10 protein-coding genes are annotated in these 14,974 nt (G+C 52.3%); 4 read left to right on the top strand and 6 right to left on the bottom strand.

The genetic code is table 11. The annotated features are described in order from the left end of the window. Positions 1-42: 42 nt before the first annotated feature. Positions 43-2,529: a sigma 54-interacting transcriptional regulator gene (locus ACS5NO_RS17225; protein WP_439416312.1), complete on the top strand. Its 2,487-nt coding sequence runs from the start codon at positions 43-45 to the stop codon at positions 2,527-2,529. Positions 2,530-2,533: 4 nt separating this feature from the next. Here the strand turns inward: ACS5NO_RS17225 and ACS5NO_RS17220 are convergent, their stop codons facing one another. From ACS5NO_RS17220 to ACS5NO_RS17200, 5 genes are all read right to left on the bottom strand, one after another. After that, a complete protein-coding gene (locus ACS5NO_RS17220) occupies positions 2,534-4,837 on the bottom strand; it encodes a tetratricopeptide repeat-containing sensor histidine kinase (RefSeq protein ID WP_439416311.1) in 2,304 nt (767 codons plus the stop codon). 196 nt (positions 4,838-5,033) lie between these two features. Beyond that, positions 5,034-6,032: an alpha/beta hydrolase gene (locus ACS5NO_RS17215; RefSeq protein WP_439416310.1), complete on the bottom strand. Its 999-nt coding sequence runs from the start codon at positions 6,030-6,032 to the stop codon at positions 5,034-5,036. 30 nt (positions 6,033-6,062) lie between these two features. Beyond that, positions 6,063-6,866, bottom strand: coding sequence for an alpha/beta fold hydrolase (locus ACS5NO_RS17210; protein WP_439416309.1), 804 nt, complete (start codon positions 6,864-6,866; stop codon positions 6,063-6,065). Between the two features lie 98 nt (positions 6,867-6,964). Beyond that, positions 6,965-7,777 (bottom strand): alpha/beta hydrolase, encoded by an 813-nt coding sequence (locus tag ACS5NO_RS17205; RefSeq protein ID WP_150878189.1) that lies wholly within the window; start codon positions 7,775-7,777, stop codon positions 6,965-6,967. A 231-nt stretch (positions 7,778-8,008) separates the two neighbouring features. Then, positions 8,009-8,644 carry an acetyltransferase gene (locus tag ACS5NO_RS17200; RefSeq protein WP_150878190.1) on the bottom strand — a complete coding sequence of 212 codons (636 nt, stop codon included), beginning with the start codon at positions 8,642-8,644 and terminating at the stop codon, positions 8,009-8,011. A gap of 114 nt (positions 8,645-8,758) precedes the next feature. Here ACS5NO_RS17200 and ACS5NO_RS17195 point away from each other — a divergent pair, with 114 nt between their 5' ends. The 3 genes from ACS5NO_RS17195 (at position 8,759) to ACS5NO_RS17185 (ending at position 13,935) form a co-directional block, all read left to right on the top strand. After that, positions 8,759-9,544, top strand: a complete 786-nt coding sequence (locus ACS5NO_RS17195) for a UDP-2,3-diacylglucosamine diphosphatase (protein ID WP_114404556.1) — start codon at positions 8,759-8,761, stop codon at positions 9,542-9,544. 76 nt (positions 9,545-9,620) lie between these two features. Continuing rightward, entirely contained in the window at positions 9,621-10,883 is a 1,263-nt protein-coding gene (sbcD, locus tag ACS5NO_RS17190) for an exonuclease subunit SbcD (protein WP_439416308.1), read from the top strand. Then, on the top strand, positions 10,855-13,935 hold the full coding sequence (locus ACS5NO_RS17185; protein ID WP_439416307.1) for an AAA family ATPase: 3,081 nt from the start codon (positions 10,855-10,857) through the stop codon (positions 13,933-13,935). The genes sbcD and ACS5NO_RS17185 overlap by 29 nt, the downstream gene beginning before the upstream one ends. A 148-nt stretch (positions 13,936-14,083) precedes the next feature. Here ACS5NO_RS17185 and ACS5NO_RS17180 read toward each other — a convergent pair whose 3' ends face one another. Continuing rightward, positions 14,084-14,914: an enoyl-ACP reductase FabI gene (locus ACS5NO_RS17180; protein ID WP_138992689.1), complete on the bottom strand. Its 831-nt coding sequence runs from the start codon at positions 14,912-14,914 to the stop codon at positions 14,084-14,086. Positions 14,915-14,974: the final 60 nt, after the last annotated feature.

Raw genomic sequence — 14,974 nt, 5'->3', positions numbered from 1 at the left:
TGGGTTCACCGTACCGTGAACCGAATCCAAAATCCAGAAAAAATGCTGTCTCCGAACGAATTGGTCCCGTCGCCTACCTTGCTCATTGTCGAGGACGAATTTATGATTGCCAACGACCTTCGGCGCATCCTGGAAAAGGCGGGCTACCAGGTTATCGGGTTGGCCGGATCGGTTCCGGAAGCGATCACGGTGGTCGAAAAGCAGCGACCGGATATTGTCTTACTGGACATTTTTCTGGATGGCGATCAGACCGGCATCGATTTGGCGCACTGGTTGCGTGAAAAAAATACGCCCTTCGTTTACCTATCAGCCAACCTGACGAGCCGTGTGCTGGAATTGGCCAAAGAAACGCACCCGTTCGGGTTTTTGAACAAGCCATTTCGCGAAAAAGACGTTCTGTCCACACTGGAAATCGCCCGCTACCGGCACGCACATAGCGAAGAAGCCCGGTTGAGGCAGCAACAGGCACTACAAATGGCTGTGAACAATGCCATTGTAACCATTCAGGATCGCAGTCAACTTTGTCTGGCTATTGCCGATCAAATCGATCAAATTGTTCCCTTTTCCTTCTTCACGCTCCGCATCGGTTTGTCCGACGAAACTGCCAGCTACTGGCTGATGCTGCAAAAGATTGCTCCCGGAACCTTCGAGCGCATTCCGTTTACTTCACTGGTGCAAAGTGACCGGCGTGACGCGATGATTGATGAAATGGCACGGGAATCAGTGGGTCAACCGGATGAGCAGAGCGGTATTTTCACCGAAACCGCCTTTGATCAACTGTGCGAACGGTACCCGACCATTCGCTCCTGCCGGGACCGTTTCGGTGTTCGTTCGCTGGCGGTTTTTCCGATTCAATTAAAGCGGGAATCGTCTACCACCATCCTGTTGTCCAGCACGCTTGCCGACGGTTTTTCCCGGAAAGAGTACGAGTCGATTAGTCTGATTATTTCCCAGATTGCCCTGGCCCTGAACAACCTGCTGGCCTACGAGGAAATCGAAGCCCACCGGCAGACCAAAGCAACGGAACTGGCCATTGTGACGGCTTTTCGGAATGGCAAAGACCGGGCCGAGATCGTTCCGCTGGTGGCGAAAGCGCTCAACAACCTCCTGCCCATCGACGGGTTGGCAATCTTCCGGATTGAATCCACGGCGGCATCATCTGCCACAACAACCGTGGTACAGAAAGTCGGCGGTTCGTTCACCCTGCTGCCCGCCCAGGACGCCGTGGCGGCTCTGACCGGAATGACGCCCTGGTTTACGGAACCCGCGGGGCAGCAATCGCCGGAAACGGAAAGGCAGCGGAGCCTGGCCGAGGCCGTGTATGGCAAAGGAGCCGATTGGAAATCATTCCTTTACGTCCCGATTATGAGTAAAGGGGAGCCGGTGGCATCGCTGTTGCTGGGCAGCAAAGCCGCCTATGCGTTTACCCGAAAAGACGTACTGGTTTTGCAGGAAATTGGCAGTCAGATCGCGCTGGCCCTGGAAAATCTGGTAGCCTATGAGCGAATCAGAGATCTAAGCGAACAACTGGAACAGGAGAAGACGTATTTGAGGGAGGAAATTAAAACCGGTCATAATTTCGAGGAGATTATTGGAACCAGTTTGGCTCTGAAAACCGTGTTTGAAAGTGTGGAGCAGGTCGCTAAAACGGATTCTACCGTACTGATTACGGGCGAAACCGGTACGGGAAAAGAGCTGATTGCAAGGGCCGTCCACAACCAGTCGAACCGCAAAAACCGTTCGGTGGTGAAAGTCAACTGCGCGGCACTACCATCTCAACTCATTGAATCCGAACTTTTTGGCCACGAGCGGGGGAGCTACACGGGAGCCACCGAAAAGCGGATTGGCAAATTTGAACTGGCGAATGGGAGCACTATTTTTCTGGACGAAATTGGGGAGCTTCCTCTCGAACTACAGGCCAAACTACTCCGGGCGATTCAGGAAAAAGAGATTGAACGGCTGGGCGGAAAAGGGCCGATCCGGGTCGATGTCCGGATTATTGCGGCTACGAATCGAAACTTACAGCAGGAAGTGACGGCGGGACGGTTTCGCTCGGATTTGTATTACCGGCTGAATGTCTTTCCGATCCGATTGCCGCCCCTGCGCGAACGATTGGAGGATTTGCTGCCGCTGACGACGCATTTCCTGCAAAAAATCGGCAAAAAACTGGGAAAACCGCTGACCGGGATTGCCAATTCGTCGCTGCAACAGATGAGGCACTATGCCTGGCCGGGCAACATTCGGGAGTTGGAACACGTGCTGGAGCGGGCGGCCATTCTGTCGCGCACCACCACGCTGGAACTCGCCGAGCCACTGATAACAAATTTTGCGGTTCCGTCGGTTGTTTCACCGTCTTCTGCAGAAGTAGAACCTTTGCAGGCCACGATGCGAACGGCGATTCTGGCGGCTCTGGCAAAGTCCGGTAACCGCATCCGGGGCGAAGGTGGGGCCGCCGAACTCCTGAATATCAAACCGACAACGCTGGAAGCGCGTATGAAAAAGCTGAACATCACCGTTCGGCCCGTTTAATCCATCAAGTCGTCTGCAAAACCGCCCGCACCGGTTTTTTAGCGACGCTGAATAACAGGCTGATTTCCACCCCGTTTTCCTGGGTAATCGCCAATTGTCCCTTGATCTGTTTGCTCAGCCCGCGAATCATCGTCAGGCCCAGGGAGTTGCTGCGGGTAACATCGAACCCGGCAGGCAATCCCACCCCGTCGTCGCTGATCATCAGTCGGTAGGTTTGGTCTTCGACGCTGGTAAGGGTGACGATAACGGTGCCGGGACGGTTTTGGGGAAAAGCGTATTTGAGCGAATTCGTAACAGCCTCATTGATAATCAGGCCCAAAGGTGTGGCCAGGGCTACATCGAATTGGACATCGACACTCATGACCTGGGGGTGAATGGTATTGAACCGGTCGAAGGATTCGATGAGGTAATCCACGATTTCGTGGATGTATTCCCGCATGTTGATCTGGGCCAGATTGTCGGATTGATAGAGTTTCTGGTGAATCAGCGCCATAACCTGCACCCGGTTCTGACTCTCGCGGATGGCGGCCAAAGCGGTCGGGTCATTGAGGAAGTCAAACTGGGAGTTGAGCATGCTGGAAATGACCTGCAAATTGTTCTTAACCCGGTGGTGAATCTCCCGCAACATCCATTCGCGTTCTTCCAAAAGTCGTTCTTTATCACTCAATACCTCCTGGAGTGACTGGTTTTTCTGGTCGATCAGCCGCTGTTTCGTTTCGAGTTGCTGGTTGGTGCGTTGTTTCAGCCGGTAACGGTTATAGGTCAATCCCAGGAGCAGGGTGAGCAGAACGGCCCCGCCGACCATGCTGTTGCGCTCGATTTCATTCCGGGATTTCTGCGCCAGATTCGCACTGGTCAGGAGTTGAATATTTTTTTGGTTGAGGTCGAGTTGCTGCTCTCTTTTTTCGGTTTGGAACTCTACATTTAATCGCGCAATTTCCTTGTTTTTATTCTCACTATACAGCGAATCCTGAAGTGATTTGTAGGTCTTGAAGTGATTGATGGCGGTTAGGTAATGGCCCTGCGCGGAATCCAATCGAAACTGCATAAGATGGCTGGTGGCGATAATACTTTTATTTCCCATCTGTTCAGCATTTTCAACATGTTCCTTTAAAAGGGGTTTCACCTGCTCAAGTTGATGCGTGTTGATCAGGAAATCAATCAGGGGCGGGTAAACCAGGATAATGGATAGATAGCCTGGATATGTCTTCTTAAATTGCGCAACCTGATCGATCAATTGATTGTAATGATACTGGGCCTGTTTATACTGGTTCTTACTTTGATAAATCTTGAGGAATAAGCTATTTACCCTGATGTTGAAATATAAATCAGGCGCGGTATATTCTTTTTTCAGTTTCGAGAGGAAGGCAATGGCCAGATCGTATTGGCCTGATTTAAAATAGGATGTGCCCAGATTCGCGCCCACCAGACCGATGGAGGGCAGGTCATTGTACCGCCTGGCGACAGCCAGCGAGCGAAGGAAGTAAAAAATGGCCTGTTTGTGATCACGCGCATCATCGTAATTTATGCCAATCCGGTTATAAATGGTGCATAGCTGCAGAGTGGTATCATTTTGTAATTCAGCGGTTTTCAAGGCTAATAACCCATATTTTGTCGCCATTCTAAAATCGCCGGTCGTGTTATATAATACCCCTAATAAATCATACACACCTTGCAAATTTGGATAGTTGATTTGTTTATAAATCGCCAGTGATTTTTTCACCAGTTCAATTGCTTTGGTGGTATTTAAAAGGATATGGTAAAAGTCGGCAAGCTCCCGTAAGGTAGTGGCCTCACGCTCTTGATTGCCAACCTGCCGAAATAAAGGCAGCGCCCGTTCGTAATACTTGATTCGGTGCTTTAGGTCTTCATCGGAACTGCCATAAGTGTTGCCCAGTTCCATGTACGCTGCCGCCAGTTCGGCTATATGGTGGTTTTTTGTAAAACGATGGATGGCCGTTTGTGCAAACCGGCGGGCTTGCTGCGTATTTCCGCTTTCCTGATATGCCTGTGCGCCAATCAAATACGCAGTTCCTTCTCCTTTCTCATACTGCAAATGCCGACTGACCGAATACCCCTGACGAACCAGCACCAAGGCCGTATCCAGATCGCTTGCCTGTTCGCCCGGTTTGAGGATGTAGCTCCGGGCCATTTCCAGCAACAGATTGGCCCGGTTGGTGTCGGGTCGGCTTTGCTGGAGCAGCACTTTTAAGCTATCCATCGATTGGGTTTTTGCCTGCGCCTGAGCAACCGGCTCACGAAGCAGCCATAATCCCCAAAAAAGAAAGAAAAAAATGGATCGTCTCATCAGAACGCAGGAAGTTAGAACAACAAATTGAAGCAACACTTTTGGACGAGTGTTGCTTCAACGAAATAGGTCGACGGTGTGAACTTGGTTTCTGTTTCTTAAAAATACGCCGGTAAACGACTTTGAATCAACGGTTTTTCTCTTTTTAATTTTACTACAGAACCCATGCGGAGTCGCCGACGGAGCAACAAGGCGGTTATCTGCTCAAAAACTTCTTCAACTCAGCCGCTGCGTGGGTGATGAGCGAGCGCGTTCCCGGAATATAACTCAACGGATTGAGCAACCCCCAGTCATGAATCATGCCCTGGTAGCGAATTAGCGTAACGGGCACCCCGGCTTCGTCCAGCTTGCGGGCATACGCTTCGCCTTCGTCGCGCAGCACATCGTTTTCAGCCACCTGGACCAGCGTTGGCGGTAATCCTTTCAACTGGTCGAGCGTGGCTTGCAGCGGGGCCGCATAATACGAACGGCGGTCTTCCGGATTTGGGGCGTAACTGTCCCAGAACCAGATCATCATGTTGCGGGTCAAAAACCGGTCGGTCGCGTATTGATGGTACGAAACCGTGTCAAAATCGGCGTTGGTAACGGGCCACAGCAGCACCTGCAACCGGATTTTCGGGCCGTTTTTGTCTTTGGCCATCAGCGCGACGGCGGCTGTCAGGTCGCCCCCGGCACTGTTGCCAACGATGGCCAGCCGCGCACTGTCGACATTCAGCTCCGCCCCGTTTTCGGCTACCCACCGGAGGGCGGCATACGACTCATGGAGTGCGACGGGAAACCGGGCTTCCGGCGAGCGGCTGTAATTGACAAAGACCGCTACGGCCCCCGACTCGACCACCAGATCGCGCACCAGCCGCTGGTGGGTCGGAAAGTCGCCCAGCACCCAGCCTCCGCCGTGGAAAAACAGGAAAACGGGGAGCATACCGGCGACACCCGCCGGGCGAACGATGTCCAGATCCACACTTAAACCGTCCTGCGAGATGGTCTGTTGCGAAACATAAACGCCGGATAAATCGACCTCGACCGACGTTTGGGCCGATTCCAGCACCGCCCGGGCCTCTGCCGGACTGAGTTGCTCCATCGGTGTGCCTCCACCGCTGTTCAGGGCGTTCAGAAAAGCTTTGGTGTGGCTCTCGATGGCGGAGTCCGTTGCCGGATCGAGCGGTTCGATCATGGGCAGTATCTGTATTTCCATGTTTGTTTAAAGAGAAGTGGGTGAAATGACTTAATTAATCTCCTTCAAAATGGTCACCAGCTCATCCGGTTTGGCCCAGTAGGGGCTGTGGCTCGTGTTCATCGTGTAGATTTTCGCGATTTTGCCCGGGTAGCCGTCGATCATCCGTTGCTGTAAGGTGGGCGTAACGCCCTCATCTTTCAACGTTTTGATGTAGTATTTGGGGATTTTGCCGAAGTTGGCGTCTGTCAGACTGGCCTTGGCCGCAAAAACCGCCAGCGGTTCCGGCCGGGTTTTCGCCACCTCTTTCTGAATGGCTTCCGGCGCATCGACGGCAAAAACCTGAACCAGCACATTCGGCGGCAGAGAAGCCGTCAGGCCATCCGCTTCCGGGTGCAGACTGCGTCCCAGCAAACTCTCGGTATCGGAACTGGCCAGTTCGTACAACGTCTGGCCGTTTTTAGGCAGAAAAGCACACAGATACACCAGCTTCTCGATTTTGGCCGGAATCTGCTCCGCCACCTGGGTAACGACCATCCCGCCCATGCTGTGACCCAGCAGGACCACTTTCCCCGAAATGGCATTGATTTTCTGGACGACGGTACTGACATATAGCTCAAAATTGGCTTTGCTCACGGGCGTCGGATCGGTGCCGTGGGCGGGCAAATTGAAAGCAACCACCGAATAACCAGCCTGTTCCAGCTTAGGCTTGATTAACTGCCAGGCCGACTCATCGGCGAAGGTACCATGCACAAAGACAAAAGTCGGTTTGGGGGCCGCTTCCGTTTTGTCGTCGTCGCAGGACGTTGCCAGAAACGGACAGGCCAGGACAATAAGCATCAGGAGAAATTTCATGATTTCAGCGTGTTTATGAGATAAAAAGTGTGGTTAGAATCAAAAAGAATGGTGTGGAGTAAAAGAACGGTATTTTGTATACGCAGCGTTTTTGGCGGTTACACTGAAGCGGCTTTTTTCACCATAACTTTCGTATCGATCCAGTCCAGAATAAAATCGGCATCTTCCTGCCAGGTCGGAAGCCCCAGCACGTAGTGATTGCGGCCACTGAATAACTTGTAATCCAGCACGGAACCGTTGAATTCATAGGCTCTGAAATTGCGGATGTTCAGGTGAGCCGGGGTGATGTGGTCCAGATCGCCCGCCGTAAACAGCAGGGGCGCGTGCGGTTTGGCATAATCCACTTTGGAGACATTTGTCAGGGCGCCCCGGGCAACGGTTTTTGATTCCGGGATGATGTATTTTTCGTACGAAGCCTGTTGTTCCTCCAGCGGCATGCCGTTGACGAAGGCATATTGCCAGTCTTCAAACGACATCAGATACGTTTCCTCCAGGTCGGTAAAGATGCCCAGCGATTTCCAGCCAGCTTTGAGAAACGAAAACTCGTAGGGAAACACACCCAGGGGCGGGATGGAGTGGATGGCGACACCAGCCGCAGCCAGATCCCGGTTTACCATGATCTGCGTCAGCATTCCGCCGTACGAATGCCCGATCACAATGGGTTTTTCGGGGAGTGCCTGGATGAAGTCTGCGTAATGATCGACCAGTTCACCCAGCGTTAACAGCGCCAGTTGCTTGTCATTGGGCTGGCGGGCACGGAGTTCGACGGCCGGGGCGTCTTTGTAAGGCCAGGGCGGTGCAAAGGTGGTGTAGCCTTTGCTTTCAAAATAGGTCCGCCATTCGTCCCAGCAGGTGTGGCTGACAAATGCACCGGTGATGAACACGACGGTTTTTGAGGTGGCGTTTTTCATGAGGTATGATTTTAGAATGATTACTCGAAATGACCGGGACAAAGATCCGGCTGATGGTCGGGAGAGGACCGGTAAAAATCGACGGGAATGCGGTAAGAATTGCGGAAATACAATTCAAATAGATTTCGCGGAGTTGAGCGGAGAAAAAAAGGGAGTTAAGCAGAGTAAATTAATAACTCCGCTTAACTCCCTTTTCTCCGCTCAACTCCGCGAAATAACTCTTAAACTCTTTTACCCGACTTTCTTCGCCGGATTACCGAACACCGTCGTCCCGGCTTCCACGTTTTCGATCACCACGGAACCGGCCCCGATCCGGGCGTTTTTGCCAATCGTGACGCCCGCAATCACCGTTACACCCGTACCAATGAAAGTACCTTCCTCAATGGTGACCGCCGAATTAATGGAACTGCCCGTTCCGATGTGAACAAAATCGCCGAGTTTGGTTTGCGACTCGATCACCGAACCCGACTGAATGATGCAATGCTGCCCGATTTCAGCAAAGGGGTTGATGACGACCCGGGCCGCAATCAGATTCCCGTGGCCGAGGGTGGCCGTAGCCGCGATGATGGCGGTATCGTGGATGGCGTTGACGGGTTGAACGTGCCGTCGGTCGTTGAGCATTTTGACCAGTTTTTTCCGGACGCGGGTGTCGTCCACGGCCACGAAGGCTTCACATTTATGGCCGATGAGCTTCAGAAAACCGTCGTCGTCGGTTTCGCCCAACACCGTCACATCCCCGAATTCTTTGCCGTGTAATTTTTTATCGTCATCCAGCAAACCGTAGACGACCACACCGTTGCGCTGAAAAATGTCCAACGCCGTGACGCCCAAACTGCCTGCTCCCAAGATGAGTACCGGATTCTCCATGTTGATTGAATTACATTAAGGTATTGTTAACAAACCACATAACCGTCCGAAAAAGTTTGCAATCCGGTAAAATTGAGGAAATACCGGACTCATACACAAACCGTATTTTCGGACATGAAACAAAACACTCATTTCCGAACGATCGTCATTTCGGATGTGCATTTGGGAACGAGCGGTTCGAAGGCAAAGGAAGTCACTGACTTTTTGAAGTACTACAGTTGTCAGAAATTAATTCTGAACGGCGACATCATCGACGGCTGGCAACTGCGCCGGGGGGGTGAATGGAAAAAGAAACACACGGCGTTCTGGCGGGCCATTTTGAAGGCGATGGACCGGCACGACACCCGCGTGATCTACCTGCGCGGAAATCACGACGATTTTCTGGACCAGATCATGCCGTTGCGGCTTGGGAAATTCTTTTCCATCCGGAAAGATTACGTTCTGAATTCCGGCGAAAAACGGTTTTACATTACCCACGGTGACGTTTTCGATACCATCACGACGCAGATGAAATGGCTGGCCTACCTGGGTGATATTGGCTACACGTTTCTGCTTTGGGTCAACAAATTTTACAATAATTACCGCGCCTGGCGGGGCCTTTCGTATTATTCGCTGTCGCAAAAGATCAAAAGCCGGGTGAAACAGGCGGTTAGTTACATCTCGGATTTTGAAGAAAAACTGACCGAACTGGCCAAAGCCCGCAATTGCGACGGCGTCATTTGCGGCCACATCCACCAACCGGCCATCCGTCAGTTCGACGACCTGATTTACATGAATTCCGGCGACTGGGTGGAATCGCTGAGCGCACTGGTCGAAGATCACGACGGCAACTGGAACCTCCTGTATTATAGCTCCGAACTCGAAAAAGCCGAGTCACAACCCGCCCTGTACCAAGCCTGATTCGTCATTTTCCGCATTTGATTTTCGCCAGCATCCGGTATTTTTCGCTAACTTCCGGTATTAGAAGCTCTGGCATATGAAAATTCTGCATACCGCAGACTGGCATTTAGGGAAACGACTGTATAAGCATGAACTCCGCGACGATCACGTCCGGTTTCTGGACTGGCTGGCGGAAACCGTCGAAAGTCGCGAGATCGATGTGCTGATTATTTCGGGGGATATTTTCGATACGACGAACCCCAACGACGGGTCGATGCAGTTGTATTACCAGTTTCTGACCCGAATGCTGCCGCTGGAACGCCGAATCATCATCACCGGCGGTAATCACGATTCGCCCAGTAAACTCAACGCCCCGCGCGAACTGCTCCGGCACCTCAATATTCACGTCATCGGCTGTACGACCGGCGATTGCATCGAAGAGGTGATCCGGCTAAAAACCGGCTCGACGGATTTGCTGGTTGCTGCCGTTCCTTATCTCCGCGACAGCGATTTGCGGCAATCTATTTCGGGTCAAACCTACGAGGAACGCATCGACGCCGTGCGGATGGGCATCCGGAATCATTACGAACGCATTGTCGATCATTGCCAGACAGAATACCGCGATGTGCCGGTTCTGGCGATGGGCCATTTATACGTCAACGGCGCATCAACGTCGCCGGAAAGCGAACGGGAAATTCACGCGGTGGGCGGGCAGGCGGCTTTTTCGTCCGAGCATTTTCCACCCGGTTTCGATTACGTGGCGCTGGGACATATTCACGTCCCGCAGCAGATTGGCGGGATTGAAACCGTCCGCTACAGTGGCGCTCCGCTTCCGCTGAGTTTTGCGGAACGCGATAACCGGCATCAAGTGCTGGAATTAACGGTCGAAAACGGCAAAATCAAAACCATCGAATCCGTTCCGGTTCCGCATTTTCGCTCGTTGCGGCAGGTCGCCGGAACCCTGGATGCCGTTCGGGAAACGCTGGAAAAACTGGAAGAAACCGACGCGCTGGCCACGATGGTGGAAATTCTGGTCGAAGAAGAAAACGAAAGTCTGACAGTTCGACAGCATTTTGAGCAGTTGCAACGCGATTATGGCGAAGCGCCGTTTCTGATTGCCAAATCCCGGTTGATTTTTCGCAATAAATTAAAAGGGTTAGATTCGCTTTACGTGGCCGACACGCAGTTGCAGGACCTTTCCTACCTCGATGTGTTTGGCCGTCGGCTGGATGCATCGCTGGTGGAGGGCGACGAGCGGACGGCACTTCTGGAAGCGTATAAAGAATTGTATCGTTTGGTTACGGAACAAGCAGCCCATCCTGTACTCCTGCATGAAAATCCGACAAATTCGCTTTCGTAACATCAATTCCTTTTACGGCGAACACCCGCCGATTCAGTTTAACGAAGGGCTGCTGAACAGTACCGGCCTGTTCGTGATTGCCGGACCAACCGGAGCCGGAAAATCCACCTTACTCGACGTCATCACGCTGGCGTTGTTCAACCGGGTGCCGCGGATTTCGGGCGGTATTTCCAACACCAGCATCATCGACGAAGGCATTCTGGTCAATCAGCAGGCGGCCCGGGAACCTGGAACGTCGGCTTATGCGGAGATTGAGTACGAAGTGGGCGGGAAAGCCTACCGCTCGCGCTGGTCGATCAAGAAAAACCGCAACGGCAACTGGAACAACTACGAAATGGAAATTGCCTTTCTCCCCGAAGGGCAAACGGAAGGTCAGTTGCTGCCGATCAAAGGCTTGAGCGAATTTCCGAAAAAGAACGAAGAACTCATTGGCCTGACCTACGACCAGTTTATCCGGTCCATCGTGCTGGCACAGGGTGCGTTCGACCAGTTTCTGAAGTCGCGGGCCGCCGAACGGAGCAAGATGCTGGAACGGATTACCGGGACGGAAATTTACCGGCAACTGGGCCAGCGGGCGCACCAGGTCAATAAAACCTACGACGAACGAATCAGGGACAAACGGCAGGAAGTCGAGCTGATCAAAGTGCTGAACGACGAGCAGGTCGACGAGTTGAAAAGCCGCCAGAAAGCGATCGGTAGTCGGCTGGATGAACTCGCCAAAGAGATTGTCTTTTATACTAACGAAGAAAAATTCCTGCGCCAGATTGCCGATGCCGATCAGCAGCTTGCGGTATTGACCAAGCGGCAGCAGGTGTCGGAAGAGAAAAAACAGGCGTTTGTGCCGGATGCCCTGCGACTGCAACGCCATGAGCAGGTCGCCGATTTGGCAGCTCATTTCTCCGATATTACCAACGCCGAACGAAACCGCAAAACCGCCGAGCAGGATCAGCAAACGGCCCGTACGAATCTGCACGATTTGGAAAAACAGCAGACGGTTTTGATGGGGAAAGCGCAAACGCTGACGCAGAAAACCGGGCTGTCGGAACAGACCTTCGAAAAAGCGTTGAATGACTTTCGGGAAACTGTGCTGGATCTGACCAACCGGTACCAAACCGAACGGGATAAAGCCAAACCGGCATTCAGTTCGATCAAAAAAGAACTGGAAAGTACGAAACTGACGTGGTTTAAGTCGCTCGATCTGCGGGATGTCGACCAGATGACGGAGTTAGTCAACGGGCGATTGCATGAGCTGAACGTTCAGTTGGTGCAGATTGAGCAGGATTACGCGGCCCTCACCCCGGCTTCGATTCAGGATGAGTTAAACCGGCTGCTGGAGCAGGACGGAAATCTGGCCGAACTGCGGACGTTGCTCATTCAGCAACAGGAACGTTTGCTCGACGGAACGACGCTGAACGGCAAAATCAACGACCATACGGCTTTTCTGAACGAACACCAAAAACCGTTGGGTCAGCTTTTGGCGGAGGTGGAAGTGCTTCAGCAGAAAATTGAGCAGTTGCAGAACACCAAACGACGACTGGCCGAAGAAGCGGATCTGGAAGAACTTCGAAAAGCTTTGCAGGACGGTGAACCCTGCCCGTTATGCGGTTCGCTGGATCATCCGTATGCCCAGCATTACATCAACCAGACCGGCAAACTGGAACTGGAATTGCGGCTGGCAACGAAGGATCTGGAGTATAAGAAAAAGGAATTCGATGCCTTACAGGGCAAATTGCTGAAAATACAGTCGGAACTGGAGTTGTATTCTGAACAGCGGAATGTGCTTCGGAAAGCCTACTCCGAAAAAAGGACGTTTATTTCAAACCGGTTGACCACGCTCGCGCTGGACCCCACGCTGTCGCCGGAGCAGATCAAAGACGCCCAGCAGGAAATTCAGATTCAGCGGAAAGAACTGAACCAGATTCAAACGCTCTGGGAGGAAGAAAGTCTGTTGCGACGGCTTTCGGGTGATCTGGAAACCGTGCAGCAGAGTAAAACTCAGGCGGAATTGCTAAAAGCGCAAAAGGATCAGTTGTTTGTGGGCGATGATGTGCGGTTCCAATGTGAACAGCTTGTCAATCAGTATACTACCGTTCGGTCGAAAATCAGCACGCAGCGGAGTCTGCTTGAAAAAGCCACCGCCACTTATGCCGATTCGGACAAAAACTACCAGACACTGACCACGGAATTACAGCCGGTTTTGGTCGAACGTGGTTTTAATGACCTGGCCGACGCCCGCGCCTGTTTGCTCGAAACGCCGAAAGTCCGGCAGTTGCAGGAACTGAAAACCGCCCTGGAAAAAGAAGCCGACGAGATCGTTCGGAAGCAGCAGGAAGAAACGCTGAAACGCCGGGAAGCCGCCGAAGCCTGTCAAACCGACTTGCCACTGGATGAGGTGACGGCCAAACTGCTGGCGACTAAAAAAGAAGAATCCGGTGAGCGGGAAAATATCGGGTATTACAAACGACAACTGGAGGAAGACAAGGAGAAACGCCGGAAATTCAAACAACTGACCAAAGACCTCGAAAAACTCGAAACCGAAGCCCGGCCCTGGCGGGAGCTGGACCGACTGATTGGCAGCGCGAAAGGCGACGATTACAGCAAGTTTGCGCAGGGATTGACGCTGGCGCAACTGATCGGTCTGGCGAATCGGCGGTTGAAAGAGCTGTCGGATCGGTATTTGTTGTTGAAACCGCGCGACGGGCAGGACGAACTCTACGTCGTGGATATGTACCAGGGCAGCACCGAACGCTCGGTGTCCAGCCTGTCGGGGGGCGAAACCTTTACGCTCAGTCTGGCGCTGGCGTTGGGCTTATCCGATCTGGCTTCCCAAAACGTCCAGATTGAAAGCCTGTTCATTGATGAAGGCTTCGGAACGCTCGACCCGGATTCGCTCGATACGGCGGTTGCTATGCTGGAAAAACTACAGCACGACAGCAAAAAAACCATTGGTATCATTTCCCACCGGCACGAGATCAAGGAGCGGATCAGCGTACAGATTCAGGTGGAGAAAGGAATGGACGGAAATAGTAAGATCAGTGTGATTGAAGTGTGAAGGGTATGATTTTGCAGATTTAGGACTTTGCTTTTGCCCCTACATCTCCGAAAGGGGACTTGGACGCAGAATCCCCCGGATGCTAAAAGTCCCCTTTCGGGGATGTAGGGGCAAAAACAAAAGCCCAGTCAATCATACCCTTCAAAGTCTACTGTTGCTGCTGCTGAATAGCCGTCAGTTTTACAGCCATGTCTTCCGAAATGCCGACGCTTGAGAAACCGCCGTCGTGCAACAGGTTTTGCATCGTTACCATGCGGGTCAGATCGCTGAAGAGGGTAATGACATAATTGGCACAATCTTCGGCGGTTGCGTTGCCCAAAGGAGACATGAGGTTGGCGTATTCGTAGAAAACGTCAAAACCGCCTACGCCGGAGCCGGCCGTCGTCATCGTTGGCGATTGTGAGACGGTATTGACCCGAACGTTTTTCAGTTTACCATAGCGGTAGCCGTAGCCCCGGGCGATGGATTCGAGTACGGCTTTGGCATCCGCCATGTCGGTATAGAACGGAAACGTCCGTTGGGCGGCAATGTAGCTCAGGGCAACGAACGAACCCCACTCGTTGATGGCGTCCAGTTTTTCGGCGGTCTGCATCATTTTATGAAACGACAGGGCCGAAACGTCGAGGCTTTTCTGATACCATTCGTAGTTCAGGTCGCCGTACGGTTTGTTCTTGCGGATGTTGGGGCTCATGCCGATGGAGTGCAGCACGAAGTCGATTTTGCCGCCCAACACGTCCATTGATTTGGTATACAGGTTCTCAATATCCTCTAAAGACGTTGCGTCGGCGGAAATGATTTCGGCGTCGCATTGCTCCGCCAGTTGCTTGATCGCACCCATTCGCATGGCTATCGGTGCGTTGGAAAGCGTGAACGTTGCGCCTTCTTCTTTCGCTTTCAGTGCTACTTTCCAGGCAATGGATTTTTCATCCAATGCTCCGGTGATGATTCCTCGCTTGCCTTTCAATAATCCGTAAGCCATGAATTTGAGTTGCTTTGTTGGGTGATCGTGTCGATTCAGAAGGGGGCAAAGTAACTACTT

This window comes from Larkinella fluvii, assembly GCF_051857545.1.
In the GTDB taxonomy this organism is placed as follows: domain Bacteria; phylum Bacteroidota; class Bacteroidia; order Cytophagales; family Spirosomataceae; genus Larkinella.
The sequence above is the reverse complement of the archived record's forward strand: the minus strand, read 5'-3'. Positions and strand labels throughout refer to the sequence as shown.

What these genes read in the sequence shown, in the direction of transcription:
- ACS5NO_RS17180 (WP_138992689.1), bottom strand. Translation starts at nt 14,914, where the DNA reads ATGGCTTACGGATTATTGAAAGGCAAGCGAGGAATCATCACCGGAGCA.
- ACS5NO_RS17195 (WP_114404556.1), top strand. Translation starts at nt 8,759, where the DNA reads ATGAAACAAAACACTCATTTCCGAACGATCGTCATTTCGGATGTGCAT.
- ACS5NO_RS17200 (WP_150878190.1), bottom strand. Translation starts at nt 8,644, where the DNA reads ATGGAGAATCCGGTACTCATCTTGGGAGCAGGCAGTTTGGGCGTCACG.
- ACS5NO_RS17205 (WP_150878189.1), bottom strand. Translation starts at nt 7,777, where the DNA reads ATGAAAAACGCCACCTCAAAAACCGTCGTGTTCATCACCGGTGCATTT.
- ACS5NO_RS17210 (WP_439416309.1), bottom strand. Translation starts at nt 6,866, where the DNA reads ATGAAATTTCTCCTGATGCTTATTGTCCTGGCCTGTCCGTTTCTGGCA.
- ACS5NO_RS17225 (WP_439416312.1), top strand. Translation starts at nt 43, where the DNA reads ATGCTGTCTCCGAACGAATTGGTCCCGTCGCCTACCTTGCTCATTGTC.
- sbcD (WP_439416308.1), top strand. Translation starts at nt 9,621, where the DNA reads ATGAAAATTCTGCATACCGCAGACTGGCATTTAGGGAAACGACTGTAT.
- ACS5NO_RS17215 (WP_439416310.1), bottom strand. Translation starts at nt 6,032, where the DNA reads ATGGAAATACAGATACTGCCCATGATCGAACCGCTCGATCCGGCAACG.
- ACS5NO_RS17220 (WP_439416311.1), bottom strand. Translation starts at nt 4,837, where the DNA reads ATGAGACGATCCATTTTTTTCTTTCTTTTTTGGGGATTATGGCTGCTT.
- ACS5NO_RS17185 (WP_439416307.1), top strand. Translation starts at nt 10,855, where the DNA reads ATGAAAATCCGACAAATTCGCTTTCGTAACATCAATTCCTTTTACGGC.